23 protein-coding genes are annotated in these 25413 nt (G+C 45.1%); 9 read left to right on the top strand and 14 right to left on the bottom strand.

Going from position 1 to position 25413, the window contains the following annotated elements:
* Positions 1-17: 17 nt before the first annotated feature.
* The 3 genes from ACFI6L_RS06120 (at position 18) to ACFI6L_RS06110 (ending at position 3546) form a co-directional block, all read left to right on the top strand.
* Complete coding sequence (locus ACFI6L_RS06120) at positions 18-554, top strand: YggT family protein (protein ID WP_014950467.1); 537 nt, start codon at positions 18-20, stop codon at positions 552-554.
* A gap of 96 nt (positions 555-650) precedes the next feature.
* Positions 651-1124 (top strand): DUF4426 domain-containing protein, encoded by a 474-nt coding sequence (locus ACFI6L_RS06115; protein ID WP_462573604.1) that lies wholly within the window; start codon positions 651-653, stop codon positions 1122-1124.
* Between the two features lie 331 nt (positions 1125-1455).
* On the top strand, positions 1456-3546 hold the full coding sequence (locus ACFI6L_RS06110; protein ID WP_462573603.1) for an oxidoreductase: 2091 nt from the start codon (positions 1456-1458) through the stop codon (positions 3544-3546).
* Here the strand turns inward: ACFI6L_RS06110 and ACFI6L_RS06105 are convergent.
* The 3 genes from ACFI6L_RS06105 to ACFI6L_RS06095 form a co-directional block, all read right to left on the bottom strand.
* The gene (locus ACFI6L_RS06105; protein WP_014950470.1) at positions 3543-3878 is read right to left on the bottom strand and encodes a VOC family protein; all 336 of its coding nucleotides are present in this window, start codon (positions 3876-3878) and stop codon (positions 3543-3545) included. The two genes, ACFI6L_RS06110 and ACFI6L_RS06105, sit on opposite strands and share 4 nt — an antisense overlap.
* Before the next feature lie 466 nt (positions 3879-4344).
* Positions 4345-6189: a DUF885 domain-containing protein gene (locus ACFI6L_RS06100; protein WP_131138298.1), complete on the bottom strand. Its 1845-nt coding sequence runs from the start codon at positions 6187-6189 to the stop codon at positions 4345-4347.
* A 234-nt stretch (positions 6190-6423) separates the two neighbouring features.
* Positions 6424-7065, bottom strand: a complete 642-nt coding sequence (locus ACFI6L_RS06095) for a glutathione S-transferase family protein (RefSeq protein WP_462573602.1) — start codon at positions 7063-7065, stop codon at positions 6424-6426.
* Between the two features lie 419 nt (positions 7066-7484).
* Here ACFI6L_RS06095 and sodC point away from each other — a divergent pair, with 419 nt between their 5' ends.
* A complete protein-coding gene (gene sodC, locus ACFI6L_RS06090; protein ID WP_049586032.1) occupies positions 7485-8030 on the top strand; it encodes a superoxide dismutase family protein in 546 nt (181 codons plus the stop codon).
* A 172-nt stretch (positions 8031-8202) separates the two neighbouring features.
* On the opposite strand, the gene ACFI6L_RS06085 is transcribed toward sodC, so the two are convergent.
* Positions 8203-8637, bottom strand: coding sequence for an OsmC family protein (locus ACFI6L_RS06085; RefSeq protein ID WP_061486425.1), 435 nt, complete (start codon positions 8635-8637; stop codon positions 8203-8205).
* Positions 8638-9067: 430 nt separating this feature from the next.
* Between ACFI6L_RS06085 and msrA the strand changes: the two genes are divergently transcribed.
* Positions 9068-9679, top strand: coding sequence for a peptide-methionine (S)-S-oxide reductase MsrA (msrA, locus tag ACFI6L_RS06080; RefSeq protein ID WP_061486426.1), 612 nt, complete (start codon positions 9068-9070; stop codon positions 9677-9679).
* Between the two features lie 28 nt (positions 9680-9707).
* On the opposite strand, the gene ACFI6L_RS06075 is transcribed toward msrA, so the two are convergent.
* From ACFI6L_RS06075 to ACFI6L_RS06065, 3 genes are read right to left on the bottom strand one after another with little or no spacing between them, the layout of a single operon-like run.
* A complete protein-coding gene (locus ACFI6L_RS06075) occupies positions 9708-10049 on the bottom strand; it encodes an AzlD domain-containing protein (RefSeq protein WP_014950476.1) in 342 nt (113 codons plus the stop codon).
* On the bottom strand, positions 10039-10761 hold the full coding sequence (locus ACFI6L_RS06070; protein ID WP_014950477.1) for an AzlC family ABC transporter permease: 723 nt from the start codon (positions 10759-10761) through the stop codon (positions 10039-10041). Before ACFI6L_RS06070 ends, ACFI6L_RS06075 begins: the two co-directional genes overlap by 11 nt.
* Positions 10758-11249, bottom strand: a complete 492-nt coding sequence (locus tag ACFI6L_RS06065; RefSeq protein ID WP_080589203.1) for a helix-turn-helix domain-containing protein — start codon at positions 11247-11249, stop codon at positions 10758-10760. The genes ACFI6L_RS06070 and ACFI6L_RS06065 overlap by 4 nt, the downstream gene beginning before the upstream one ends.
* Before the next feature lie 643 nt (positions 11250-11892).
* Here ACFI6L_RS06065 and ACFI6L_RS06060 point away from each other — a divergent pair.
* Positions 11893-13152, top strand: coding sequence for an MFS transporter (locus tag ACFI6L_RS06060; RefSeq protein ID WP_462573601.1), 1260 nt, complete (start codon positions 11893-11895; stop codon positions 13150-13152).
* Between the two features lie 60 nt (positions 13153-13212).
* On the opposite strand, the gene ACFI6L_RS06055 is transcribed toward ACFI6L_RS06060, so the two are convergent.
* Together ACFI6L_RS06055 and yaaA are read right to left on the bottom strand one after the other, a co-directional pair.
* Positions 13213-13566: an RNA recognition motif domain-containing protein gene (locus ACFI6L_RS06055; protein WP_338852134.1), complete on the bottom strand. Its 354-nt coding sequence runs from the start codon at positions 13564-13566 to the stop codon at positions 13213-13215.
* Between the two features lie 44 nt (positions 13567-13610).
* Positions 13611-14387: a peroxide stress protein YaaA gene (yaaA, locus tag ACFI6L_RS06050; RefSeq protein ID WP_462573600.1), complete on the bottom strand. Its 777-nt coding sequence runs from the start codon at positions 14385-14387 to the stop codon at positions 13611-13613.
* Between the two features lie 642 nt (positions 14388-15029).
* On the opposite strand from yaaA, the gene tal reads away from it, so the two are divergent.
* From tal to ACFI6L_RS06035, 3 genes are all read left to right on the top strand, one after another.
* Positions 15030-15989, top strand: a complete 960-nt coding sequence (gene tal / locus ACFI6L_RS06045; protein WP_462573599.1) for a transaldolase — start codon at positions 15030-15032, stop codon at positions 15987-15989.
* Between the two features lie 14 nt (positions 15990-16003).
* A complete protein-coding gene (gene pgi / locus ACFI6L_RS06040; RefSeq protein WP_462573598.1) occupies positions 16004-17653 on the top strand; it encodes a glucose-6-phosphate isomerase in 1650 nt (549 codons plus the stop codon).
* A gap of 362 nt (positions 17654-18015) precedes the next feature.
* On the top strand, positions 18016-18192 hold the full coding sequence (locus tag ACFI6L_RS06035; protein ID WP_012519516.1) for a DUF3545 family protein: 177 nt from the start codon (positions 18016-18018) through the stop codon (positions 18190-18192).
* 253 nt (positions 18193-18445) lie between these two features.
* Here the strand turns inward: ACFI6L_RS06035 and ung are convergent, their stop codons facing one another.
* From ung to ACFI6L_RS06010, 5 genes are all read right to left on the bottom strand, one after another.
* Positions 18446-19117: a uracil-DNA glycosylase gene (gene ung / locus ACFI6L_RS06030; RefSeq protein WP_462573597.1), complete on the bottom strand. Its 672-nt coding sequence runs from the start codon at positions 19115-19117 to the stop codon at positions 18446-18448.
* Complete coding sequence (gene thrC / locus ACFI6L_RS06025) at positions 19117-20400, bottom strand: threonine synthase (protein ID WP_462573596.1); 1284 nt, start codon at positions 20398-20400, stop codon at positions 19117-19119. The genes ung and thrC overlap by 1 nt, the downstream gene beginning before the upstream one ends.
* 118 nt (positions 20401-20518) lie before the next feature.
* Positions 20519-21463: a homoserine kinase gene (thrB, locus tag ACFI6L_RS06020; RefSeq protein ID WP_252118969.1), complete on the bottom strand. Its 945-nt coding sequence runs from the start codon at positions 21461-21463 to the stop codon at positions 20519-20521.
* A 170-nt stretch (positions 21464-21633) separates the two neighbouring features.
* Positions 21634-24099: a bifunctional aspartate kinase/homoserine dehydrogenase I gene (gene thrA / locus ACFI6L_RS06015; protein ID WP_110288209.1), complete on the bottom strand. Its 2466-nt coding sequence runs from the start codon at positions 24097-24099 to the stop codon at positions 21634-21636.
* A gap of 293 nt (positions 24100-24392) precedes the next feature.
* The gene (locus ACFI6L_RS06010; protein WP_039226287.1) at positions 24393-25271 is read right to left on the bottom strand and encodes a LysR substrate-binding domain-containing protein; all 879 of its coding nucleotides are present in this window, start codon (positions 25269-25271) and stop codon (positions 24393-24395) included.
* Positions 25272-25413: the final 142 nt, after the last annotated feature.

Genomic DNA, 25413 nt, shown 5'->3' with positions numbered 1-25413 from the left:
TTTAGGAAAAACACAACATGAACGCAACGGTATTTTTGGTTGATACCTTATTTAGCCTTTATTTGATGGTGGTTATTCTGCGCCTTTGGTTACAAATGGTTCAGGCAGATTTTTATAATCCACTCAGTCAATTTGTAGTAAAAGCAACCCACCCTATCGTGGGGCCGTTGCGCCGTATTATTCCGTCAATCGGCAGGTTCGACACCGCTACTTTTGTGTTAGCGGTAGCGGTATGCGCGCTTAAGCTGATAACCCTAGGGTTAATGTTTGGCGGTAGTCTAAACCCAGTCGGCATTGCGATTTTATCAGTGATTGGCGTGATAAAAGAAACCCTGTCGTTAATGTTCTGGGTGTTGCTACTACGCGCTATTTTGAGCTGGGTGTCACAAGGTCAGTCTCCGGTTGACTATGTTCTGTATCAGCTAACCGAGCCATTTTTAGCGCCAATACGCAAAGTCATTCCACCATTGGGCGGTTTGGACTTGTCAGTGCTTATTGCCATCATTGCATTACAGTTTTTACAGCTTCTGATCCAAGACACTTTCCCTATGTAACTAATGTCAGTTCAAGACACTGTTAGGGAAAGTATTGGTCTTGCAGTTTGGTTCATAGAGCAAAACAAGCTGTAATGGGTAAGAATTGAAAATAGGATGAAGGCAGAGGTAGTTTCTATCATGGGTAGAATAAATCAAATCAAAAAAGCTTACGTCGCACTTCTTGCGATGGCTATGTCATGCTTAAGCGTTTCCGCATTTGCCGAGCAGAAGCAAACGCTTGGTGAATGGGATGTTCACTATATGGTGGTGAGTACGCCATTTCTCACACCTGAAGTGGCGGCTAGCTACGGCATTGTGAGAAGTAAGTTTAATGCGTTGGTTAACATTTCGGTGTTAGACAAAGTTTCCGGTGAAGCGCAACGGGCAGATGTCACAGGTACGGCTAAGAATCTGTTAGGTAACTCGCGTAAGCTGACTTTCAAAAAGGTGGAAGAAGGTGATGCTATCTATTACCTTGCCGTGCTGCCATTTCGTGATCAGGAAACCTTTAGGTTTGAGATTGACGTTCAAAAAGGTAGCAGCCAACAAACGCTGAAGTTTCAGCAAAAAATGTACGTTGACGAGTAATTTATAAGGCGAGCACTGCTTTAATAATGCCAATATCGTAAGTAAGCGCTCACCTGTAACGCATTCATGCTTGTGATGAAAAGCAGTGATTAACGAAGCGAGATATCCGTTAGCCCGGTATCTCGCTTTTTTATTATGTTAAAAATAGGGTAACTGCACTTTACCAATTGAATGTGGTGGTAAATAATCAAAGCAACTGGTCGGGCAAGTTAGTGTGGTCGGATTATGTGTAACCATTAGCACTTAAATCATGAAAGACAGATGAGCACTGCGCCGCAGCAAAGAGCGACATGCACTAACTGCCTTCATAGCAAATAAAAAGAGAACAATTATGAATACGCCCTCGTCTCAGACCGTATCTCAGACAGCTACACCGCAGTCTGCCCACAATTCAGAACAACTCTCACCTTACTTCCCTAACTTATTAGCTCCGTTAGATTTGGGCTTTACTCAACTTCGCAACCGTACCCTAATGGGTTCAATGCATTTAGGTTTGGAAGAAGAGAAAGGCGGATTTGACAAACTTGCTGCGTTTTACGCTGAGCGAGCAAAAGGTGGTGCGGGGCTAATCGTAACAGGTGGTATTAGCCCTAATATTTCAGGTTGGGTAGCGCCCTTTGCTGGCAGAATGACCCGCTCTCGCCACGCGAAAAAGCACCGTGTTATTACCGACGCTGTGCATAAGGAAGACGGCAAAATTTGCATGCAAATTTTGCATTCAGGCCGTTACGGTTATCACCCACTTGCTGTTTCGGCTTCACCTATGAAGTCGCCTATTACCCCTTTTAAGCCTCGCGAATTGTCCTCACGTGGCGTAAGAAGCACAATTAAAGACTACGTAAAATGTGCAGCCCTTGCCCAGCAAGCAGGCTATGACGGCGTGGAAATTATGGGTTCTGAAGGCTACCTCATTAATCAGTTTTTCTGTGAACGCACCAATCATAGAAATGATGAATGGGGTGGCAGCTTAGAAAATAGGGCTCGTCTGGCAATAGAAATAGTAAAAGGTGTACGCGAGAAAGTGGGCACTAACTTCATTATTATTTATCGCCTGTCTATGCTGGACTTAGTCGAAGGCGGCGCTAAGTGGGACGAGGTTGTATATTTAGCCAAAGAAATGGAAAAAGCAAGCGCTACGCTAATTAATACCGGCATAGGATGGCACGAAGCAAGGGTACCCACTATCTCCACATCCGTACCTCGCGCGGCGTTTACCTGGATAACCGAACGCATGAAAAAAGAGGTGTCTATCCCTCTTATCACCACTAACCGTATCAATACGCCTGAAGTTGCAGAATCGGTACTCGCACAAGGCCATGCTGATATGGTATCGATGGCGCGACCTTTCTTGGCTGACGCTCACTTTGTAGCGAAGGCTATGCGCAATGAGTCTAAGCTAATCAACACGTGTATTGCCTGTAACCAGGCTTGCCTAGACCATGCATTCGAACAAAAGCGTGCAAGTTGCTTGGTAAACCCGCAAGCGTGCTACGAGACCGAACTTACCTTTCCCCCTACTCACAATAAGAAAAAACTAGCTGTCGTAGGTGCAGGGCCTGCGGGTTTGGCGTTTTCCATGTATGCCGCAGAGCGCGGTCACGAGGTACATCTATTTGATAAAGCCAGTGAAATTGGCGGTCAATTTAATTACGCCAAGCAAGTGCCGGGTAAAGAAGAGTTTTACGAAACCCTACGCTACTTTGACAATCAGCTAGCTCGCCTGGGCGTTACGGTTCACCTTAACACCGAGATTAACGCAGAAAGACTTGCCGATGAGAAGTTTGATGAAGTGGTGCTAGCCACCGGTATTAATCCTCGTACGCTTACAATTGAAGGGCACGACCACCCTAAAGTGATGAGTTATTTAGACGTATTGCGCGACCACAAGCCAGTAGGCAAGAAAGTAGCTATTGTGGGCGCTGGCGGCATTGGTTTTGATGTAGCGGAATTCCTAGTAGAACACGAACATTTAGCCAAAGATAAAGAAAAGTGGCTGGCGCACTGGGGGATAGATAAAGATTATTCTGCTCCTGGCGCACTAAAAGAAAAAGCCATAGAGCCTTCTGAGCGGGAAGTGTATCTACTACAACGTAAAACGTCTAAAGTAGGAAAAGGGCTGGGCAAAACTACGGGCTGGATCCATAGGCAGTCATTGAAACACCACAATGTTCGAATGATAAATGGGGTGAGCTACGAGAAAGTAGATGATGAAGGCCTGCACGTGCTGATTAACGACACGCCCAAAGTATTGCCGGTCGATAACGTCATTGTATGTGCTGGTCAGGAGCCGTTTAAGCCTCTGCAACAACCTCTAGAAGAGGCAGGATTTACCGTGCACATTATCGGCGGCGCTGACGTAGCGGCTGAACTTGATGCTAAACGCGCTATCCGTCAAGGCGCTGAACTGGCAGCGCGAATTTAAAACTGATCGAACATGATAGCGTTGCCATCCGGGTCTTTAACAATTAGATGCCCGGGGCCGCTATCGCCTTTCACAGGCACGTCTAAAGCGATGCCTTGTTCAACTAGATTTGCCTGAAGTGCCCTAACATCACTTGGGTTGAAGGTCATAATGTTATCTTCAAACATCCCTTCGAATAACCCAATCATGGTGGTGCCATTTTTCATCATTAACCATTTATCTTCCACCGAGCCGCATGAAGGCATGGCTTCAAAACCCAAGGCCTCATAAAACGTCTTCGACTTGCTGATGTCTTTAACCGTTAAACTTAACGAAAATAGCCCTAACTCCACTTTATTCTCCCTTAAATTTCGTAACCATTGTTCACGTATACCAATCCGCATAGATAATTGCCCACTCAGAAGGCGCTGGCAAGTTTCCTAGCAAAGCGTGGGAATGCAGGAATGGCTGTTCCCTTTCAAATTCCCAGAATGAAGCTAGGAAGCTTGCCAGACCTTCCCGAAGGGCGAGTTTAAAATGTCCGTACTCTTTGTTGTGTCACCTTGGTGTAGTACCACTATACCTGCGGTAACACGCCGCGATAACGAACATTTTCAATCTCGCTGCGTGGGTAATAATCTATGCGGATTGGTATTATTACTCTAGTGAAGCTTTTGAACAATATCACTGCCATTAGTCGCAAAAAGAAAAAAGCCAGTAATACTGAATATTACTGGCTTTACGTCAAATATCGGCTTTTTACTGTTCTTAACCTAACGCTGATTGCGCTGTAAAAAGTTTAAATAACAATATTATTCCTTAACTTTTTTGACTAGCGATCCAGCGATCAATTTTCTGCTCAAGAATAGCAAGTGGAATGCCGCCCGTGTTTAACACTTGTGCGTGGAACTCACGGATATCGAAATCATCACCTAATGCCTTCTCCGCGCGCGCGCGCAATTCTTGAATTTTAAGCGCGCCCACTTTGTAAGATAGCGCTTGCGACGGGATCGCAATATAACGCTCTACCTCGGCAACAACTTCTGTGCGGGTCATGCCTGAGTTATCAAGCATAAAGTCGATGGCTTGTTCGCGGGTCCAACCTTTCGCGTGAATACCTGTGTCTACCACCAAACGCATGGCGCGCAACTGCTCATCTTGAAGCGTGCCATAACGATTCCATGGATCGTCAAAGAACCCCATTTCATATCCTAGCGTTTCAGAATACAGCGCCCAACCTTCACCGAAGGCTGGTAGGAAGCTAAAGCGCATGAATGAAGGTAGCGCTTCATTTTCTTGCGCTAGACTCACTTGGAAATGGTGACCTGGAGCGCCTTCGTGTAGATACAAGGTAACGTTGCCGGTGGTTAAGCGGCTAGGCAAATCGTAGGCATTAAAGTAGAAAGTACCTGGACGAGAGCCGTCTGGCGTGCCCGGCTGATATGATCCACCCGCACTGAATTGCTCGATAGCAGGGTCGTAGGGTTTGATTTCTAGCTCAGACTTCGGCAACAGTGAAAAATACTGATCAATTTTCTCATCAACTTCACGGCCAATATCGTAATAGCTCTGTGTTAGCGCTTCACGGCTTTCAGGCTTGAACTTAGGATCGGTACGTACATAGTCGAAGAATTCGTTTAATGTCCCTTCAAACTTCACTTCGTCCTTAATTTCAAGCATGTCATTTTTGATACGCTTAACTTCTTTTAAACCAAGGTTATGCAGTTCATCAGGCGTCATTGGTAGTGTCGTTGAACCTTCCACCATCAATTGATAAAGCTTTGCACCACCTTTCATATCGCTAAGGCCAATGCTTTCACGTGCAATAGGCAAATACTCATCGCGAAGGAAGTCGCGCATACGCGTGGTTGCATCGTAAATCTCTTGCGTCGCTTTCTCGTAGTCAGCGGTTAAACGGGCTTTTTCTTCGTCAGAGAAACTTTCTGGGAACATAGTAATTGGCCCCCAAAACTGTGACTCTTTAATTGGGATAGCCAGCTGAGTATCGAACTGCTTGATCACGCGATCGATTGTCAGCTTAGTTTCAAGAACACCGCTTTCCATGCCCTCGCGGAACTTTCCGATAGCGCGGTCAGAAATAGCAATGTAATCCTTATGGCGAGATAAGTTATTTTCGTAATCTTCTACTGTTTTAAATGGCGCTGCGCCCTTTCCGCTCGCGAAGGTCGGGTAGAAGGTGTGGAACCCACTGAAGTGATTAACAGGACGCACTTCCGTTAGCGCTTCAATCTCGTCGGTAGACATTTTTAGCGAGCGCTCTTCGTTGTATTTAAATACGTCGTAGGCGAGTTTATCGGTGTCGCTTAACTTACTGCGGTCAATTTGTTTAAGCTCTGACAAATTCAGCAATGTCGCTGTCTTTCCCGCTAAAGCGTGAGAGTCTGTTAAGAAGTCGCCCATTCTATCTGCGTAACGCATGTCGCCGCGAAAAATGGCCATGATTGGGTTTAGCTCAATATCACGCTGGTCAGCGGCTGCAAATAACGCAAAAAGTTTTTCGTGCTCAGACGCTTCTTTTGACACTGAAGTACTTTTTGATGAACTCTGCACATTTGCGTTGCCGTGTTCATGTGCCACTGCTGAGCTAAGGCCCAGTGCCATGGTTACTGCACTACTTACAAGTAGTGTTTTGAATGCTTTCATTTTTTGTTCCCTTGTTATTTCTTCGCTGTTTTTGCTTATATTTCGCAAAAAAAGCGCTGTCGTTTTGTGTTTTTTTGATTCTATATGTCGTGTGATAAGCGCATTTAAACCTAATAATACGTACCTGACGCCAGATATCAGGCATACCGGCTGTACAATGCAATTCAGCGTTTACTTAATTAGCCACATCTTCACACGATATCTATTCATTTAAGGTTTTTCAGGATGCACTGTTTATTCAGGCAAATGAGCCATCTCTTTTCGCCACGCCCTTTCATACGCCTCACGGCCTAACACACGTTGCGCGTACGCGGCTACATTGTCTATTTTACCATTCAAAGTAATATCTAATTTACTACCTTTTGCCCACGCTAAAATATGACCGGCTATAATGTCGGCCACAGTAAACATGTTTCCACACACAAATTCTTTGTCGCCAAGCATAGAAGAAAATACAGGCAACACGCGCTTGAACTCCCACACCGCTACATCACGCATTTGTTCAAGTCTTTGCTCTTTGGGCAATGCAAAGGTGTGCTTTGCCAAATTCCAAATCGGTTGCTCTAACTCATTGGTAAGAAACAACATCATTTCTTCATATTTGGCTCGCTCGAAGCTACCAGGCTCTGGAATGAATTCATGCATGCCGTGACGTTCAGCTAAAAAAGTGACGATAGCCGCCGATTCCGTCAAGGTACCTTCCGGCGTCGAAAGCGCTGGGATTTTAGAGGCAGGACTGATGGCTTTATATTCTTCTGACAGGTGTTGCCCTTGTTTTAAGTCAACTAAGCTGTACTCAAAAGGTAAACCTAGCTCTTCCAGTGCCCATGCCACGCGAACCGAGCGAGTTTTCGGATATCCGTAAAGTGTATACATACCTATGCCCTTGCTTATGTAATGTGAGCTAACTGTAAGTCGAATAGGAAAAAAGTGCTACTGCCATATTGTTACTGAGTTTTAACACTGTAACTTCTGTATGACAGTACCGCCTACTTATGGAGAGGCTCCATATCCAAAGACTATATAAAGAGGCTACCTTCAAAAAGAGTGAAAATAATAAGGAAAAGCCAAAAAGATAAGGTAATGGTCGGTAACTTTTTCACGTAACCAATATAATGATTTCCGTAAATGCCAGTAGCTATGCGCTAACACACAACTCGGTTGTCGCTTCAACGCCCTAGTATTCCTAGTCTTGCGTAGTATCCCTGAGTTATGCGCCACAATGGTTCACTTTATGCTCATCTCACTTCAATGCTTTTAACAAATTCGTTAATAATTGAGTGAAGGAGAACACGATGAAGAAACGTTTACTATCTACCTTAGCAGGTTCACTGACATTAATGTTAAGTGCGAGCAGTTTCGCAGGTCATCATGATAGTGATGGAAAAGAAGTGATAATGAATAACCTGGAAACAGGGATGAGCATGGGCTCAGTAGTGGTGAGCAGTTATGATGATGACGGTGTAGTATTTACGCCAAACCTGTCAGGGTTAACCCCGGGCATTCATGGTTTTCATGTTCATCAAAATGGTGACTGTTCACCCTCAATGAAAGATGGGCAAAAAGTGTTAGGCGGCGCAGCGGGCGGCCATTTCGATCCAGAAGATACCGGTAAACACCGTGCTCCTTGGTCTGAAAAGGGTCACGAGGGTGATCTACCCGTGCTTTATGTTGATGAAAATGGAAACGCAACCCAGCCTATCTTTGCACCAGAGCTTGAGTTAGATGATATTGAAGGCCGCGCTTTAATGATTCACGCAGGTGGCGACAATTACTCTGATTCACCTAAAAAGTTAGGTGGCGGTGGTGACCGCGTAGCATGTGGCGTAATTGGGAAATAAACTAACGCCACCTCATGTTATGCAATCAACATTTTATACAAAAAAGCGGCTTCAAAAGCCGCTTTTTTATAGTTCACTTGATAAAAACAACTTGCCTGGTCTTGTCTAACAAAGCGAGTGTCTAACAAAGCGAGTCCTATCTTTCGATAAGGGTAGTAATAGCCTTTATCTCTTATTCAATATTCAATCGGTATTCCAATGTGATGTTGGCATTAAGAAGTTGAGATACAGGGCAATTTTCTTTTGCTTCCTGTGCAATTTTCTCAAACTCATCTTCGGTAATCCCTTCAACCTCAGCATCTAAGCTTAGTGCCGATTGAGTTATTTCAAAGCCGTCATCGTTTTTCTCTAAACTGATTTTTGCAGTGGTATTTAACTCGCCGTCATTGTATCCCGCATCTGAAAGCGCAAAAGAAAGTGCCATGGTGAAGCAACTCGCATGCGCCGCACCAATTAATTCCTCGGGGTTGGTTCCCTTTCCATCTTCAAACCGCGTGTTAAAACCATAAGGCTGGTTCGATAAAGCACCGGTTTGTGTAGAAATGCTCCCCTTTCCCTTTTTACCTAGCGGTTTGTAAACTGCACTACCTGATTTGACTATCGACATATCATCTTTCCTTTCATTTTAACTAAACTGATTTTCATGTAGTTGGATAAGATGCAAGTGCTCTGCCGATCATAAGAAATCGCTCTATCCCTTGTCATAGCGGCTTTACAGCCTCATCTTGTAAATGGTGGAATCAGAGACAGTTCCCTCTTTGAAAGAAGACTACAGAGTGAGATGAAAATTTTACTTACATCCTTTTAGTCTTTTTCAGTACCTATGCTTTCGCGCAAAGCCTCAAGCTTCGCAATGTGCGCTTAGAAAAAATGTACGCTTGTAAAACAAAAATTGAATTAACTCGCTGCACCGCGATGAAATTAATTTCAGCTTAAACCGTTCTTTATTTGTTAACCGTATATCTTCGCAAACTGGGGTCTGACGAATTAAACGCGAAGGTCGCTACAACGTCAAACCAACACATAAAAGGTGAATGATGAAATTAACACTTTCTGCAGTTTTTATTAGCACAGCGTTGAGCGCTTCGGTTTTTACGCCATCAACAAGTGCCAACGAGGCCATACTAGCTGGGGGCTGCTTTTGGTGCATGGAGTCTGATTTTGAAAAGCTAGACGGGGTTACTGATGTGGTGTCGGGGTTCACTGGCGGAAGCGCGCCAAATCCGACTTATAATGGCAATCACAAGGGACACTTTGAGGCGGTAAAGATCACCTACGACGGCGATATGCTTTCTTATAATGATATTCTCGATCATTTTTGGGTGAACATTGACCCTTTCGATGACCGAGGTCAGTTTTGTGATAAGGGACCCAGTTACTTAAGCGCCATCTTTGTAGCAAACGATAAAGAACGTGCTATAGCAGAAAAAACAAAAGCTGACGTGGTAGCCCAATTTCCCAATAAAAAGGTGGTAACGCCCATACTCGATGCTTCTACCTTTTATCCGATAAAAGGCGACGAAATTGGCCATCAAGATTTTTATAAAAAAAGTCCCGTTCGCTATAAGTTCTACCGATGGAACTGTGGACGTGACCAGCGCTTGGAAGAAATTTGGGGCGAGAAAGCCTTGGGTAAGAATAAGTCTTAGCCCAGCAACTTAACATCTACGCCCAACGCTAAACCAAAGCGATACCAAAAGCCACACCAAAAGAAAGCACGCCGCAAAACACTGGCAGCCCTAAGCTTTTGAATTTGCGCCAAACAAGCACAGTGACAACAGTGCCTATTGCGGTTGCAATCCAACTCGCCGCTGACGGTGCTTTTGGAATAAGTGACGCTCCTAGCATAGCGGCAATCATTAACGGCCCTAACACGCTTAGCCACGTAGGTAAACGCGCCTCAGTGTTATTGGCCTTGTGTTTATTAAAGTGACGCTGAGTCCACAGCAACGGTACTACGCGCAATGCATATGTTCCGATGGCCGCTACAACAATAGCTATCCAAATATCAACGTGCATGAGATTGCTTCCTTTCAACGTGCGAGGTGAGAAGATAAAAGGTTATCGCACCGCATAGTGCTGCCAGTGGAATTGCAGCGTTTTTAAAGGCGCTGAGAGCCAAAAAGAGAGCCGCCGTCATTGTAACGAGCAAGGTAGCGCTCCACAGTTTACTTGAGAATTTAGGCGCGAGTAGCACAAGGAAAAGTGCAGGTAAGGCAAAGGGCATCACGCTGTCTAATATTGGCCATTGTTGGGTAAGGGAGTCCCCTGCGATACCGCCAAGCGCTGTCCCTACGATCCAACTAAGCCACGCCACCATCGATACACCTTTAAACCAATCTACCTTTTTAGCATCGTCCATTAGCGGCAAGCGAGTATGGGCTAGCGCAAAAATCTGGTCAGTAAGGCCGTGCATTAAATAGGGCCAAGCTTTACTTTGCGGTAAATAAGGCACCAAGTTGGGCGCATAAACCACATGACGTACATTAACTAATAACGTCATACAAACCGCTAGCCAAAGTGGCGCACCTGATGCCACCATGGCTACCAAAAGAAACTGCGACGCGCCTGCATAAATGAATATGGAAATTAGCGTGGCTTCCAGCGTAGAAAAACCGGCTTGAACTGCGATCACGCCAAATGAAATGGCTACCGGAATATAGCCACCTAACAAAGGTAACCCGTCAATAACCCCTTGCTTAAGTCCACTTTTTGATGAAAGTTGGCTCATTCCTTTGCCTCTTTGTGATAAACGATTGTGATAAGACATGTCGCCCACTCGTCTCCCGTTTTGTATACGTGGGGCAAATCAGCGTTAAATGCTAAACTTTGACCCGGATGCAGCCATTGAGTATTTCCACTATTCCCAGCTTCCAGAGAGCCGCTAACAACGGTAATCGTTTCTTCTGTTCCTGTGGCGTGAGCTTCTGCCTCTCGAAAAGTATTGGGTGCAACCGACATCCAATAAGCATCAACGTTCGGGATACCTTGTCCTTGCTCAATTAAACGAACTTCTACGCCCTTTTCTCCAACGCTTGCGCTAAGAGGCTGAACTAGCTGACCGAACGGAACGTCTAGTTGTTTAGCTAACCGCCAAATGGTGTCTAGCGTCGGGTTGCCGTTGCCCTGCTCCAATCTTGAAAGGTTAGATTTAGCGATACCTGCCCCTGCTGCCAATTGCGACAGCGAGACACCTTTGTCTTGCCTGAGTTTCTGCAAATGCCTTCCGAGGATGTTGAGCGTTGATTGATTCACACCTTACCAATTTAATGTTGTTCCATTTAAAGAACGTTCTATATATAGAACACCTCAAAGTCAAGAAGTTTGTTTTCAATGGAGGCATAGATACGGCGTTGTGCTCACGCCACGACTGGAATACGTGACAAATGTTAAAAGATGACAAAGTGATGAACTAAAAGGTAACCAATATTTGTGCACAGAAAACAGTCACCTTCGATTTTCTTAAACGCCCATTCGACTTTCTAACGCAAAAGGTCCGACGTAATTTATTAACAAAAGCACTACATTTAAATCGCTGAATTGATTAAGAAACCTTATCAGTTATCGTTACTTGCTATCTGAGCGATGCTACGATCTCTTGCATTAAACGAATACGAAAAGCACGAACCTGTGGGCTGTTGATCATTGCTAAATATTATCGATGATAAGGGCGACTATTCGAAGAGAACCGGCAAACACTCCGTTGAGCCGGTTTTTGCGTTTCATCAAAGCGCTAGTCTGCTGAGTGTCTTTTATCTTTGATGACACACAGACATTGTAAGAATGCACAGCAAAGCTCAACAGCCCCTCGCTAAAACAGCCACTAAGTACGTGATTGAACTCATTGAACAAAAGGACGTTTATGACGAATCAAACTGACAAGATTCTTTCTGACCAAGCCTCTTCAAAGCAGGCATCTTCAGAGCAGCCCTCAGCGTTGGGTGAATACTCACTGGCCACTATAACCTTTTGGCTGGCTTTCGGAACCTTTGTGATTGGTTGCAGTGAATTTGCGGCAATGGGTTTATTACCTTACTTTGCAGAAGATTTTGGCATTACTGAAAATGTCGCCGGTCACGCAATTAGTGCTTATGCCATTGGTGTTGTAGTGGGCGCGCCGCTTATCACTATCTTTTTTTCCAGGCTTGCAAGACGCACCATGCTTATTTCCATGATGGTATTTTATGCTGGCGGAAACTTACTAACAGCGCTAGCGTGGTCAGAATGGACAATGAACATAGCGCGCTTTATTGCTGGCCTACCTCATGGCGCTTACTTCGGCATTGCCATGCTCTTTGCTGCAGACATTGCCGGTAAGAATAAACGGGCGCAAGCAGTCAGTAACGTCATTTTAGGCTTGGCTATGGCCAATATTATTGGTGTGCCGTCAATTAGCGGTATTGGGCAAATGTTCGGATGGCGCACTGGCTTCTTTATTATTTCAGCCTTTGCGCTAGTTACTGCATTAATGGTTTGGAAAACCGCACCGTACCGCGGCCCTAATCCAGATGCCAAACCACTAACCGAGCTTAAAGTTCTGAAAAACAAAGACGTGCTGCTGGTACTACTTATGGGCGCGATTGGCTTTGGTGGTATGTTCTCAGTTTATTCTTATTTCAGCGCCTCTTACCTCAATACAACCTCATCACCTGAGTGGGGAATCTCGGCCACATTGCTTATCTATGGCATAGGCGTAACCTTGGGCAATATTATTGCAGGCCGCTATTCTGAAGGCAGGCTACTGACGTCAGCGATTACGTTTCAGGTTTTACTGGGCCTATCAGCTGCAGCTTACGCTGCGTCGATGGGGAATCCATACTTGATGGCAGCATCACTGTTTTTCATTGGTATCGGTGGTGGCATGGTGGTGCCGCTGCAAACAAGGCTTATGGACGTCGCTGGCGAGGCTCAGACTTTAGCCGGCGCCATGAACCATGCGGCTTTTAACACCGCTAATGCGCTTGGCCCTTGGTTGGCAGGAATGACACTGTCAGCAGGTTATGGCTATACATCAACGGGTTGGGTAGGCCTAGCGCTTGCCGGTGGTGGTGTACTGGTGTGGCTGGCCATTGTTATGACTGCTCGCAATACTCAAGTACAAACAGCAACCGTATCTGGTTAAATGAAGGTTTAGCGCTGACAACCTTTGTTGTCAGCGCTTGTTAGTTGTATTCCCTCGGTATTACTCGGCGTCGTTTTCACGATCAGAGTTATTGCTAGAAGCACTTCCCCATACATCTTCGGGAATGTCTCTTTTGGGCGCTGGCGCACTAGCTATCGCTTCAGCCTGCTTCTTCTCTTGATTTGACCACTTAACACGAATTTTCTTACCGTCGATAACTTTGGCGTTAAGTTTTTCAATGGCTTTATCGGTTTCTTCTTGCGTGCTCATTTCTACGAAACCAAAGCCTTTCGATAAGCCAGTAGCCTCATCCATCACCAAGTCGCACGACGCTATGGTGCCAAACTCGAAAAACAAGTCTTCAAGATTCTCCTGAGTAAATGTTTTAGGTAAATTGCGAACTAATATGCTCAAATTTATGTCCTACTTTTAAGGTGATTATGGATGAACGGGTGTTATTAACTTTCCTGGTTACGCAGAAACACAAGTTCCGTTGATGAACTTTGTTCTTCGCTAAACACATAGCCATCTACGTCGAAGTTTTTCAGACCTTCTACGTCTTCTACACGGTTTTCAAGAATATAACGCGCCATTAAACCACGGGCTTTCTTCGCAAAGAAACTGATAATTTTATACTGACCATTCTTGCAGTCTTTAAACGTTGGCGTAATGATCATGCCATCTAAAGACTTTTTCTTCACTGCTTTAAAGTACTCATTTGAAGCAAGGTTGATCAACACATTGTCACCCTGTGCTTCTAATACCTTATTTAGCACATAAGTAATGCGATCACCCCAAAACGCATACAGGTCTTTACCTTCAGGATTTGCTAATTTAGTGCCCATTTCTAAACGATAGGCCTGCATTAAGTCTAAAGGACGAAGTAATCCGTATAGGCCAGACAGAATTCGAAGATGTTTTTGCGCATATTCGACCGTTCCGCTATCAAGCGAGTAAGCATCTAACCCAGTGTACACATCACCATTAAACGCATACATTGCTTGGCGTGCATTATTGGGCGAAAACGGCGTAGAAAACTCAGCAAAACGGTTGGCGTTCAACGTTGCTAACTTGTCGCTTATCTTCATCAGCGATGATAAGTCAGCAGGCGATAAGGTGCGGCAAACTTCCATCAAACGTTCAGTGTCTTCAAGCATGGCAGGCTGAGTGAACTGGCACACAGGAATTTCGCTTTCAAAATCTAAATTTTTTGCTGGGGATACTACAACTAACATTTCGACTCCTTAGGTTTAATACCAATCCGCATAGATCATTGCCGACTCAGAAGGCTCTGGCAAGTTTCCTAGCAAAGCGTGGGAATGCAGGAATGGCTGTTCCCTTTCAAATTCCCAGAATGAAGCTAGGAAGCTTGCCAGACCTTCCCGAAGGGCGAGTTTAAAATGCCCGTACTCTTTGTTGTGCCACCTTAATGTAGAACCACTATACCTGCGGTGACACGCCGCGATTACGAGCATTTTAACTCTCGCTGAGTGGGTAATGATCTATGCGGAATGGTATTACACTGGTATTGTACCACCTGATACGCTTCAAAAAGCAAAATGGCATAAGAAAGACGTAAATTGGCTTAACAGAGAAATCCGATTAGCCATTTTGTCGCTATTCAATGTATGAATTGTCACACGGGTTTGATATAAATAGCGTTACAAATAATTATTCAAACAATAATTGAGATACACCCTCCGTGAACGTACCTCAATTACCAAAGCGCTGCATGTACCAGTACTTATTAAAGAACTAAGAACTGGTAAAAAAGAACGCAAGCGCGAAGCCCTACACACGCGCAAGCGAACCGTTTTATTCAACTGGCTTTTCCAGCGAGTTGTCCAAATTTATTTTGATAAAGAACAGAGAGAATTATGAGCAATCAGTTAGCTTCATTACGTGATATCACTACCGTTGTTGCCGACACAGGCGACATCGATGCCATTAAAAAGTATCAACCAGTCGATGCCACAACTAACCCGTCGCTACTTTTAAAAGCGGCTGGTCTTCCTCAATATGCAAGCCTAATTGATGATGCAGTAGCATGGGCAAAACTTCAGTCAAACGACGCTGACCAGCAGCTTACTGATGCAGCAGACAAACTAGCGGTAGCGATTGGTAAAGAAATCTCTGCCACTATTCCTGGGCGAATCTCAACTGAAGTAGACGCTCGCCTATCGTTCGACACTGCCGCCACTATCGAAAAAGCGGAACGTTTGGTTCAGCTATATGAAGATGCGGGTATCGATAAGTCACGCATTCTTATTAAAATTGCGTCTACTTGGGAAGGTATTCAGGCAGCAGAAGAGCTAGAGAAGAAAGGCATTCAGTGTAACTTAACGCTTCTATTTAGCTTCGCCCAAGCACAAGCTTGTGCAGAGGCCGGTGTTTATCTTATCTCTCCATTCGTAGGGCGCATTTTAGACTGGTACAAAAAAGCGACCGGTACTGAGTCTTACGCACCAGATGAAGATCCAGGCGTAGTATCTGTAACTAAAATTTATAACTACTACAAAGACCACGGCTACAATACCGTAGTGATGGGCGCAAGCTTCCGTAACATTGGTGAAATTCAAGCGTTGGCAGGTTGTGATCGTCTAACCATTAGCCCAGCACTGCTAGAAGAACTGGCAAACGAGCCTGGCGATCTAGAGGTTAAACTTAAAGACAATGGCGCTACAAAAACACCAGGTGACCGCTTAACAGAAGGCGAATTCCGCTGGGCAATGAACGAAGATGCAATGGCAACCGAAAAGCTTTCTGAAGGCATCCGCAACTTCGCCGCAGATCAGGAAAAACTTGAAACCATGCTTCGCGAAAAACTAAGCGCGTAAGGGTTATTGAAACAATGAGTGTTTTAACTTCTCTTCCTGAATGGAAAAAGCTGTCTGAACTTGCTGCAACGGTAAAAGATGCGCACATGCGCGACTGGTTTGCACAAGATGCAAATCGCGCAGATAAGATGCAGCTTGAAGCCTGCGGTATTTTTCTTGATTACTCGAAAAACCGTGTAAATGATGACGCGCTTAAAGGACTTTTCGACCTTGCCAGAGCGTGCAAACTAGAAACCCTTCGCGACGCGATGTTTTCTGGTGAGCAGATTAACTCAACAGAAGGTCGCGCTGTGCTTCACACCGCACTTCGTAATTTCTCAGACCGTAAAGTACTGGTAGATGGCGAAGACGTAATGCCTGAAGTGCATGCTACGCTTGCAAAAATTGAAGCGTTTACCGCGTCGGTTCATAGCGGTGAACACAAAGGTTATACCGGCAAGCCTATCAAGCACATTGTGGCAATTGGTATTGGTGGTTCGTTCCTTGGTCCTAAGATTATGACCGAGGCACTTAAGCCGCATACCGTTGATGCCGTGAAAGTTCACTTTGTTGCCAACGTTGATGGTTGCCACATTCACGATGTGCTATCTAGCGTAGATTTTGAAGAAACTTTGGTGGTCATGTCGTCAAAGTCTTTCTCTACCCAAGAGACGCTTCAAAATACACTTACGGCTAAAGACTGGTTCTTAAAGTCTGGCGGTACACAAGAAGATATTGCTAAACACTTTGTAGCCGTGTCTTCAAACGTTAAAGCAGCCACCGAGTTTGGTATTAGCGCCGACAATATTTTCCCTATGTGGGATTGGGTTGGCGGTCGTTACTCACTGTGGTCTGCCATTGGCCTGCCTATCTCGCTAGCCCTTGGGTTTGAAAACTTCAAAGGCTTACTTGAAGGTGCATTTGACATGGACACCCATTTCACAACCGCACCGCTAGAAGAAAACATGCCTGTTCTACTTGCACTGTTAGGTGTGTGGTACAGAAACTTCTTCGACGCGCAATCACACGTTTTATTACCTTACTATCACTATCTTCGCGGCTTACCAGCTTACGTACAGCAGTTAGATATGGAAAGTAATGGTAAAGAAGTGACGCAAGAAGGTGAGCACGTAGATTACCCTACTGGCCCAATTATTTGGGGCAGTGAAGGTACAAACGGCCAGCATAGCTTCCATCAGCTTATTCACCAAGGTTCTGGCGTTATCCCAGCAGACTTCATGTTGCCACTTAACGTTCCTAACCAGGACGACACGCATCACGCTATGCTTGCGTCTAACTGTTTTGGTCAAACCCAGGCACTAATGCAGGGTAAAACCTTTGAAGAGTGTTATGCAGACCTTGACGGTAAAGGCCTAGACGACGCTGAACGCAAACGCTTGGCCGCTCATAAAACCATGCCTGGCAACAAGCCTAGCAATACTTTCTTGTTTAATAGCCTTACGCCTAAAACACTTGGCGCGCTGGTTGCAATGTATGAACATAAGGTATTCGTTCAGGGTGTTATCTGGAACCTTAACTCATTCGACCAATGGGGCGTTGAGTTAGGTAAAGTACTAGGAAACCAAGTACTTGCAGGCATTCAAGGCGAGGCAGACAAAGATAATTTCGACGCTTCAACACAACAATTGATTGCCAAATTCAGAGCAGCGAATGCACCAAAATAAGGAATGCGAGGTGATTTAAAATCACCCAATTGGTGCAAATAACAAACTGAACGGCTAGCTTTTTCGGAAGCTAGCCGTTTTTTGTTGCGGTTTTCATCAACAATACGACAGACATTTTTGATGTCCGTAACACTGTGCAATTGATTACTAACAAAACAAATAGGATCAATTACATACAGTTATTGTTCACGCTTTAAACACACTGGACATTTCCTTACCGTTGTCATCATATCGTCACAATTTGTTAATAAAAGGTAAATTAAACTATTTTATTTTAGTGGCGGCTGTGATACAAAATTGTACAGAGGGAATTAAAAACAAAAACTCTGTATTAGTTGTAGTGGTATAAAAAGGAGATCCCAGTGGATAAATCAGATCTATTTGCCATGTTAGACATCGAAGCAAGCCCAGCAAAAACCAAAAGCAAAAAACGTAAGTGGAGAGAAATCGAAGCGCTACAAGATCGCTACAAATTAGAAAAAGAACTGGCCGAACTCGACTGTGGTTTCGAGTACGAGCTAGAGACACTGGAAAGATAAAACGAAGGCCGCCTGTTACACAGGCGGCCTTTTTACTTTCTAGCGTGCTGTAAATGCTTCACTTGCAAGCATGGTGTCTCTTCGCTGGCTCTATGTAATAGCGTATTAGCTAAGGAATATGCTCTGTGCCTAATTGCGGCCAGACCGCATAACATGTCTCATAGCTATTTAGGCATTTATCTAGTGAGTCATTGATAGGCCCTGAATAAGGCAACCACACTTGCTGTGTGGCTAGCTGCTATTTGTGCCAGTACTATACCTGCCAATTAATGGGTTCTTTGCCCTTAGCAATAAGGTATTCGTTTGTTTGGCTGAAGTGTTTGCAACCTAAAAAGCCTCTGTGTGCTGAGAGTGGCGACGGATGAGGCGCATGTAAAACGTGGTGTTTTTCACGGTTAATGTGCTTACCTTTCTTTTGCGCATGGCTTCCCCACAGAAGAAACACAACGTTTTGGCAGTGCTCATTGACCACATCAATAACCTTATCGGTGAAGGTTTCCCATCCCCATTTCGCGTGGCTATGTGCTTTGCCCTGCTCAACGGTCAATACAGTATTAAGTAGCAATACGCCCTGCTCCGCCCACGACGTCAGCGTTCCGTGATTAGGCTCGGTGAAACCATCAATGTCAGACAACAGCTCTTTGTACATATTTTTAAGCGATGGCGGTGTTTTAACGCCAGCTTTTACTGAAAAACAAAGTCCATGGGCTTGATTAGGACCGTGGTACGGATCTTGACCTAAGATCACGACTTTTACTTCGTCTAGCGGCGTGTATTTAAGCGCATTGAATACGTCAGACTGAGGCGGGTAGATAACGCTTCCCGCTTCACGAGCGTGCTTCACGCGCTCAAGCAACGTAACAAAATAGTCTTTTTGCTTTTCATCACCAAGCGCGCTTTGCCATGTTGTAGCCAAGGGTGTCATTACTTAAGCAAATCCATCATATGCTGCTTAAGTGCATCGTAAGACGCTGGCAAGTCTACCGCTAAGCTGTCTTCGCCTGCTACATCGGCCAACGCTTTCGGTAAGCTGATTGGATTACCTAGCACGTTTTCAACGGTTTCTCTGAACTTAGCCGGGTGCGCTGTTCCTAAGAACAAACCAATTTCGCCGTCTTCTAAGTCATGACTTACTGCGCGATAGGCAATCGCGGCATGTGGCTCGCTGGTATAGCCTTGTTGCGCTAATTGACGCATAGCAAGCTGCGTATATTCTTCGTCAACCATCTCACCTTTAAGACACGCTTTGTCGATATAGCCACGCTCAATAAGCGCCTCTATTCGCGGCCAGTTATTAGGCTGACTCACATCCATTGCGTTAGACATGGTCGCAACCGTCGCCTTAGGTTCCCACTCGCCGGTTTTAAGGTATCGAGGTACCGTGTCGTTTAAGTTAGTTGCTGCGATAAAACGCTTTATAGGTAAACCTAACGATTTAGCAATCATGCCAGCCGTAAGGTTACCAAAGTTACCACTAGGTACTGAAATAACGAGTTGGTCTCGTTTCTCTTTTGGCAACTGACTTACTGCTTCAAAGTAATAGCAAACCTGCGCTAGTAAACGGCTGATGTTGATTGAGTTTGCTGAGTTCAGGTTAAGGCCTTCACGTACGTCAGGGTCGTCAAACGCGGTTTTTACTAGTGATTGGCATGCGTCAAAGTCTGACTCAACAGCAACGGTATGAATATTACCGCCTAGCGTAGTGAATAGCTTTTCCTGCAGCGAGCTAATCTTGCCCTTTGGAAACAAAATAACCACGTTGATATTGTCAATGCCGTGAAATGCATGTGCAACCGCTGCGCCGGTATCACCTGAAGTCGCTGTTAGAATGGTAACTGGCTTCCCTTCGCTAATACGCGACAGGGTTTGCGCCATAAAGCGGCCGCCAAAATCTTTAAACGCCAGCGTTGGACCATGGAAAAGCTCTAAGCAGTATACGTTATCGTTGACCTGCTCAACTGGTGCACCAAAAGCAAATGCGGTCTGAACAATTTCTTCTAGCTCGCCATTATTCAGCTCATCGCCGATAAGGGCGCGAAGTACTTCAATACTGCGCTCTACAAATGGCTTTTCCAACAATTCGTCAATATTGTCTAGGGTAGGAATATGCTCTGGAAAATAAAGCCCTTGGTTTTTACCTAAGCCCCGCTTAACGGCTTCAGCAAAATTTGCTGTGTCCGATGAATCTTTTAAATTTACCAATTCCACTTGCTGTTACCTTTTTATGTGGGCAAGTACTCTGCCCTTTTAATCTTTTAAAAAATTATTGTGCTTTTAGGAAATCATTTGCCTTTAAGAAACTATGTACTTTAAGAAACTATGTACCTTAAGAAACAATGGTGCCTTGGCTTGGTATTTGGCACACATGGCTAAAGCCATCTTCATTTTGAATGTAGTTCTCTGTTAAATAGGCGGCGACTTTTTCTGCCTGCGCTTTACTTGGACACACGGCAAAAACCGTAGGTCCCGAGCCAGAAATACCAAAAGCGAGCGCGCCCGCTTGCTCACTAAACGCACGAGCATTATCAAAGCCAGGCAGTAGCGATTTTCTGTAAGGTTCGGCTATAACATCGTTCATTACCGATGCTGCCAAATCAAAGTTACCTACATGTAAGGCATGTACAAACACACCTAGCTGTCGACCAAAGGTTAGTGCCGTCGCCATTTCCACCTGTTTAGGCAAGATATCGCGAGCAGCCGCCGTTGATACGCTAATGCCTGAATAACAAACGGCATAGTACCATTCGTCGTTTAAGGGCAACGACAGTGTGACCGGCGCATCGCTACCTGTCATTAACGTCATACCACCTAAGTAACAGGGAGCAACATTATCATAGTGAATACTACCGCTTATTTGGCCTTCTAATTCGCCCATCATTATAAGCAGAGTATCTTCATCGAACGGGGTGTCGAAGTAAGCATTTAACGCTGCAAACGCTGCCACAATAGAGCTTGCGCTTGAACCCAACCCGCTGCCTATTGGAAGGTTTTTATGAAGCGTAAGCGCAACAGGAGAGGTTGTTTTTCCAGCCTTTTCCATTTGCTCACAGAAATAGTGATAGCACTTAGTTACAATATTACTGTCTGCATCGCCCGGGAGTTTGTGAGCGAAGCGCCCCACCGTTTCTAATGAAAATGACTCAGCCGCCTTTATTTCAACTTCATCACCTAGCTTAGTGCCATCAACGGGCGCAAGGGCTGCGCCCAGTACGTCAAAGCCTAAGCTCACATTTCCTATTGATGCCGGCGCGAAGGCCGTAAATGCTTTCATATTATTACTCTTACTTCGCTTGTGGCGTGCTCTTTATATTAACGCTTCAAATTAGCTCAATAAATTAGCGCTTTAAATCGATGCCACAACATTACTGGCCTAAGTCACACCTTCGAATATCTTACTTTAGCCGCCTATCTACGCTAAGCAAGCTAAGCGTTATTTAGCCCTTAGTGCGCCATTTGCTTCCACGGCATAGTACGCAGAATGTCAGCAAACACCCCTGCTGCTGTTACCGTACCACCTGCTCCATATCCTCTAATTACATAAGGGATTGGGCTATAGTAGTCACTGTTAATCGCCAGCGCGTTTTCACCGTCTTTTACCTGCGAAAGAGGGTTACTTGCCGGTACAGCCTGAATGCTTACTTTGCATTTTCCGTCTTCAATGCTGCCGATATAACGAAGTACTTTACCTTCGGCTTTAGCCGCTTCAACCTTTTCACCAAACGACGCATCTAACTCTGGCAGCTGCTGCATAAACTCGTCAATTGAACAATCTTCAGCAAAGCCTTTTGGCAGTACAGACTCAATTTCAATGTCAGATAGTTCTAACGCTAAATCGGCTTCACGAGCCATGATAAGCAGCTTGCGCGCTACGTCCATGCCGCTTAAGTCATCGCGCGGATCAGGCTCTGTGAAGCCGTTGTCTTTGGCTGTTTGTGTCGCTTGCGACAGGCTCATGCCCTCTTCAAGTTTGCCAAATACATAAGACAAACTGCCCGATAGAATTCCTTCAAAGCGGTGTAAGGTGTCGCCGGCGCTGAATAGCTTTTGCAAGTTATCAATAACCGGTAGCCCTGCGCCGACAGTGGTTTCGTAAAGGTACTGACGATTTGTCGATTGCGCGGTCTTGCGAAGCTTGCGGTAGTAAGACATAGCGCTCGTATTCGCCTTTTTATTTGGCGTTACTACGTGAAAACCGCTTTCCATCATATCTACATATTGCTCTGCAATCGCTTCGTGACTAGTACAGTCAACAATCACCGGGTTTACCAGACTATTGTCGTTAGCGAACTGATGCAGGCGTTCTACGCTTAATCCTTCGCTTGCCGATTCAAGTGCCGCTTTCCAGTCACCGCTTAAATCAATCCCTTGACTGTTTAACAGCAGTTTCCGGCTATTTGCAATGCCATAAACTCTCAGCTGTACATTGCGTTTTAGCAAAGCCGGCTGTTGTTTTTCAATTTGACCTAGCAATTCGGTTCCCACATTGCCACACCCTACTAGGAATACGTCGATGGTATGGCGGTCAGAGAAAAAATTCTGATGAATGACTTTTACTGCTTTCTTAGCACGCTTACTTTCAATTACCGTTGAAATAGAGCGCTCTGAAGAGCCTTGAGCAATGGCTACGTTGTTTACGCGCGCTTGGGCAAGCGAGTTAAAGAAACGCGCAGCCAACCCTTTGGTTTGACGCATACCGTCACCAACCAAAGTAACAATGGCTAGGTCATGACGCACTTCAATAGGATCTAGCAATTGATTTTGAAGCTCTAGCGCGAACGCATCTTCAAGAAGCGTTAACGCTCGGCTGGCGTCTTTGCTTTGGATACAGAAACTGATTGAGTATTCTGAAGAAGACTGGGTAATAAGGCTTATTGAAATATTGGCGTTCGACATCACCTCAAACACACGACTTGCCATACCTACCATGCCTTTAAGGCCAGGGCCTGCAACGTTAAACATGGTGACGTTATCAAGCTGTGAAATACCTTTAACTGACGTCCACACCTCGCTTTTTTCATTGCTGATTAGCGTACCTGGCGCAGCTGGGTTTAGTGTGTTTCTGATCAAACAAGGGATGTGGTGTTGGGCAATAGGACCGATAGTTTTCGGATGAAGTACCTTGGCACCGAAATAAGACAGCTCCATCGCTTCTTGATAGGTAAGCTTGTCTAACAGCACTGCCCCTTCAACTTGGTTCGGGTCAGCGTTATAAACACCATCTACGTCTGTCCAAATTTCACAGCAATTTGCGTCTATACACGCCGCTAAAATGGCCGCTGAATAGTCTGAGCCGTTACGCCCAAGCGTGACTTTCTCGCCCGCTTCGTTAGCAGCAACAAACCCCGGCATGACCAGAAATTCACTGCCGTCAGTAGGCACATCTGAAAAGCGCGCTTTACTAAGCGACACATCGGCAATGCTGTCTAGGTAATCGCCTTCGGCCAGCACATACTTAACCGGGTCAATAACGCGATTAGCGATACCTTTGGCAGATAGCATAGCGCTAAAAAGCGTCACCGAGATGTACTCACCAATACTTAGAATACCGGCAGCAACATTATCAGGTGCAACACCAAGCAGCTTTATACCTTCAAGGTGCTGTTTTAATACTGAAAGGTGACTATTAATGAATTCTACCACGCTTGCATGTGCAAACCCGTCGAGTTCTTCGTTTAGGTTGTTGGCGATGCCGGTAACCGTGTCGTTCAACTTATTGAATAACGGCTGGAAATCTTCACCCGCGGCTGCTTGTTCACATAGTAGTGAAAGCGCGTTCGTTACCCCCTTTGGGGCAGAGAGTACAACCGCAGCACCGTCGGTTTGGTGGGTCGCCGTGCTAATCTCCATAACGCGCATGTATCGCGGTGCATCGGCTAGAGAAGAACCCCCAAACTTTAAGACTTTCATATGCTGCTCCTTAAGGTTACGCATGCTAAAACGTGTGTAAAAAAAAGCCCGCTCTGTGTTAGGCGGGCTTTCGTTGTCTTTTGCTTACTTGCACTAGTCAGCGACCGCCCTTTTTAAGGTGGTAATTAACATAATGGTGGTGCGAGTAAGTAGAATCTTTTTCATACAAGCAATTTGCCGTATAGACGTCTATATGTCAACCGCAGTTTTCACTACACTGTATTGCAAAAAGTGCAACACTCTACACGGAATATTGCTTATTAAGGCACACAAGGCTTACTTTGTTTGTTTTCCTAGCGATCATCCATGATATTTTGGGCAAGGAAATCAACCAGTAAACGAATCTTTGGCGCAACATTTCTATTGGAAGGAAATACTGCCCAAATAGCTTCTTGCTTGTCTTTATATTCTGGTAATACCTCTATCAATTCGCCGCGTGCCAATGCTTCACGCACATAAAACCCAGGTAGCTGGGTAAGCCCCAATCCTGCCAAAGCAGCGCTACAGAGTGCGTTGCCACTGTTGTATCGCACACGTCCTTGCACTGGCAACGTTTGCACTTCTTTATTTACAACGAACCTCCAGTTGGGTTGGGAGCCTACCAACAAAGTATGTTCCTTAAGCTCTTGTAGAGATTTTGGCATCGAGTGTTGAGAAAAATAGTCTTTGCTACCGCATACAAACAAATGACGTGTAGCCAGCTTTTTAGCAACAAGTGTCGAGTCTTCTAATTTGCCAATGCGTATGGCAAGGTCGAGGCCTTGCTCCACAATATCGAGTTTTTCATTGGAGAACGTGCATTGCACGCTAATGCCAGCGTACTTTTGCATAAAGGTATTGAGCAAAGGCGCGATAAAGGCTTCGCCAAACGCTACGGGAGCGGTAAGTTTAATTAGCCCTTGCGGCGATGCTTGCAGTGCGCTTACAGCTAGCTGGGCATCTTCGAGCGCCTTTAATGCAGGCATTGCCTGCTGAAAATACTGCGTGCCCGCTTCAGTAAGTGAAACACTTCGCGTAGTGCGCTGTAATAATTTAACGCCTAGCTGCTTTTCAAGTGATGCGACTTTACGGCTTATCTGCGCCACTGACGTGTCGAGCTTGTTCGCAGCTCCGGTAAAATTGCCAACGTCAGCTACGGCACAAAACTCAGCTATGCCTTCTAGATATTTCATTATCGCCACTCGTTAGTTTAGCGTTGTTCAACACAGCTCTGGTTTATTTAAGTACATTCTATTTGGCTAAATCAATTATTACAATTATGAAAAAGTGATTTACTAAAACTGTATTTATCATTAGTAATCCGTCTCCTATACT

This window comes from Alteromonas sp. G4i35 (assembly GCF_054960375.1).
Note: the sequence above shows the minus strand (reverse complement) of the source record. Positions and strands in the feature narration are given on the sequence as shown.

Bases quoted from the DNA above. Each gene is read 5' to 3' on its own strand.
- ACFI6L_RS06110 (WP_462573603.1), top strand. From the start codon at position 1,456: ATGAATACGCCCTCGTCTCAGACCGTATCTCAGACAGCTACACCGCAG.
- ACFI6L_RS06085 (WP_061486425.1), bottom strand. From the start codon at position 8,637: ATGTCGATAGTCAAATCAGGTAGTGCAGTTTACAAACCGCTAGGTAAA.
- msrA (WP_061486426.1), top strand. From the start codon at position 9,068: ATGAAATTAACACTTTCTGCAGTTTTTATTAGCACAGCGTTGAGCGCT.
- sodC (WP_049586032.1), top strand. From the start codon at position 7,485: ATGAAGAAACGTTTACTATCTACCTTAGCAGGTTCACTGACATTAATG.
- ACFI6L_RS06095 (WP_462573602.1), bottom strand. From the start codon at position 7,065: ATGTATACACTTTACGGATATCCGAAAACTCGCTCGGTTCGCGTGGCA.
- yaaA (WP_462573600.1), bottom strand. From the start codon at position 14,387: ATGTTAGTTGTAGTATCCCCAGCAAAAAATTTAGATTTTGAAAGCGAA.
- ACFI6L_RS06070 (WP_014950477.1), bottom strand. From the start codon at position 10,761: ATGAGCCAACTTTCATCAAAAAGTGGACTTAAGCAAGGGGTTATTGAC.
- ACFI6L_RS06120 (WP_014950467.1), top strand. From the start codon at position 18: ATGAACGCAACGGTATTTTTGGTTGATACCTTATTTAGCCTTTATTTG.
- ung (WP_462573597.1), bottom strand. From the start codon at position 19,117: ATGACACCCTTGGCTACAACATGGCAAAGCGCGCTTGGTGATGAAAAG.
- ACFI6L_RS06115 (WP_462573604.1), top strand. From the start codon at position 651: ATGAAGGCAGAGGTAGTTTCTATCATGGGTAGAATAAATCAAATCAAA.
- thrB (WP_252118969.1), bottom strand. From the start codon at position 21,463: ATGAAAGCATTTACGGCCTTCGCGCCGGCATCAATAGGAAATGTGAGC.
- thrA (WP_110288209.1), bottom strand. From the start codon at position 24,099: ATGAAAGTCTTAAAGTTTGGGGGTTCTTCTCTAGCCGATGCACCGCGA.
- ACFI6L_RS06075 (WP_014950476.1), bottom strand. From the start codon at position 10,049: ATGCACGTTGATATTTGGATAGCTATTGTTGTAGCGGCCATCGGAACA.
- ACFI6L_RS06060 (WP_462573601.1), top strand. From the start codon at position 11,893: ATGACGAATCAAACTGACAAGATTCTTTCTGACCAAGCCTCTTCAAAG.
- pgi (WP_462573598.1), top strand. From the start codon at position 16,004: ATGAGTGTTTTAACTTCTCTTCCTGAATGGAAAAAGCTGTCTGAACTT.
- ACFI6L_RS06100 (WP_131138298.1), bottom strand. From the start codon at position 6,189: ATGAAAGCATTCAAAACACTACTTGTAAGTAGTGCAGTAACCATGGCA.
- ACFI6L_RS06010 (WP_039226287.1), bottom strand. From the start codon at position 25,271: ATGAAATATCTAGAAGGCATAGCTGAGTTTTGTGCCGTAGCTGACGTT.
- tal (WP_462573599.1), top strand. From the start codon at position 15,030: ATGAGCAATCAGTTAGCTTCATTACGTGATATCACTACCGTTGTTGCC.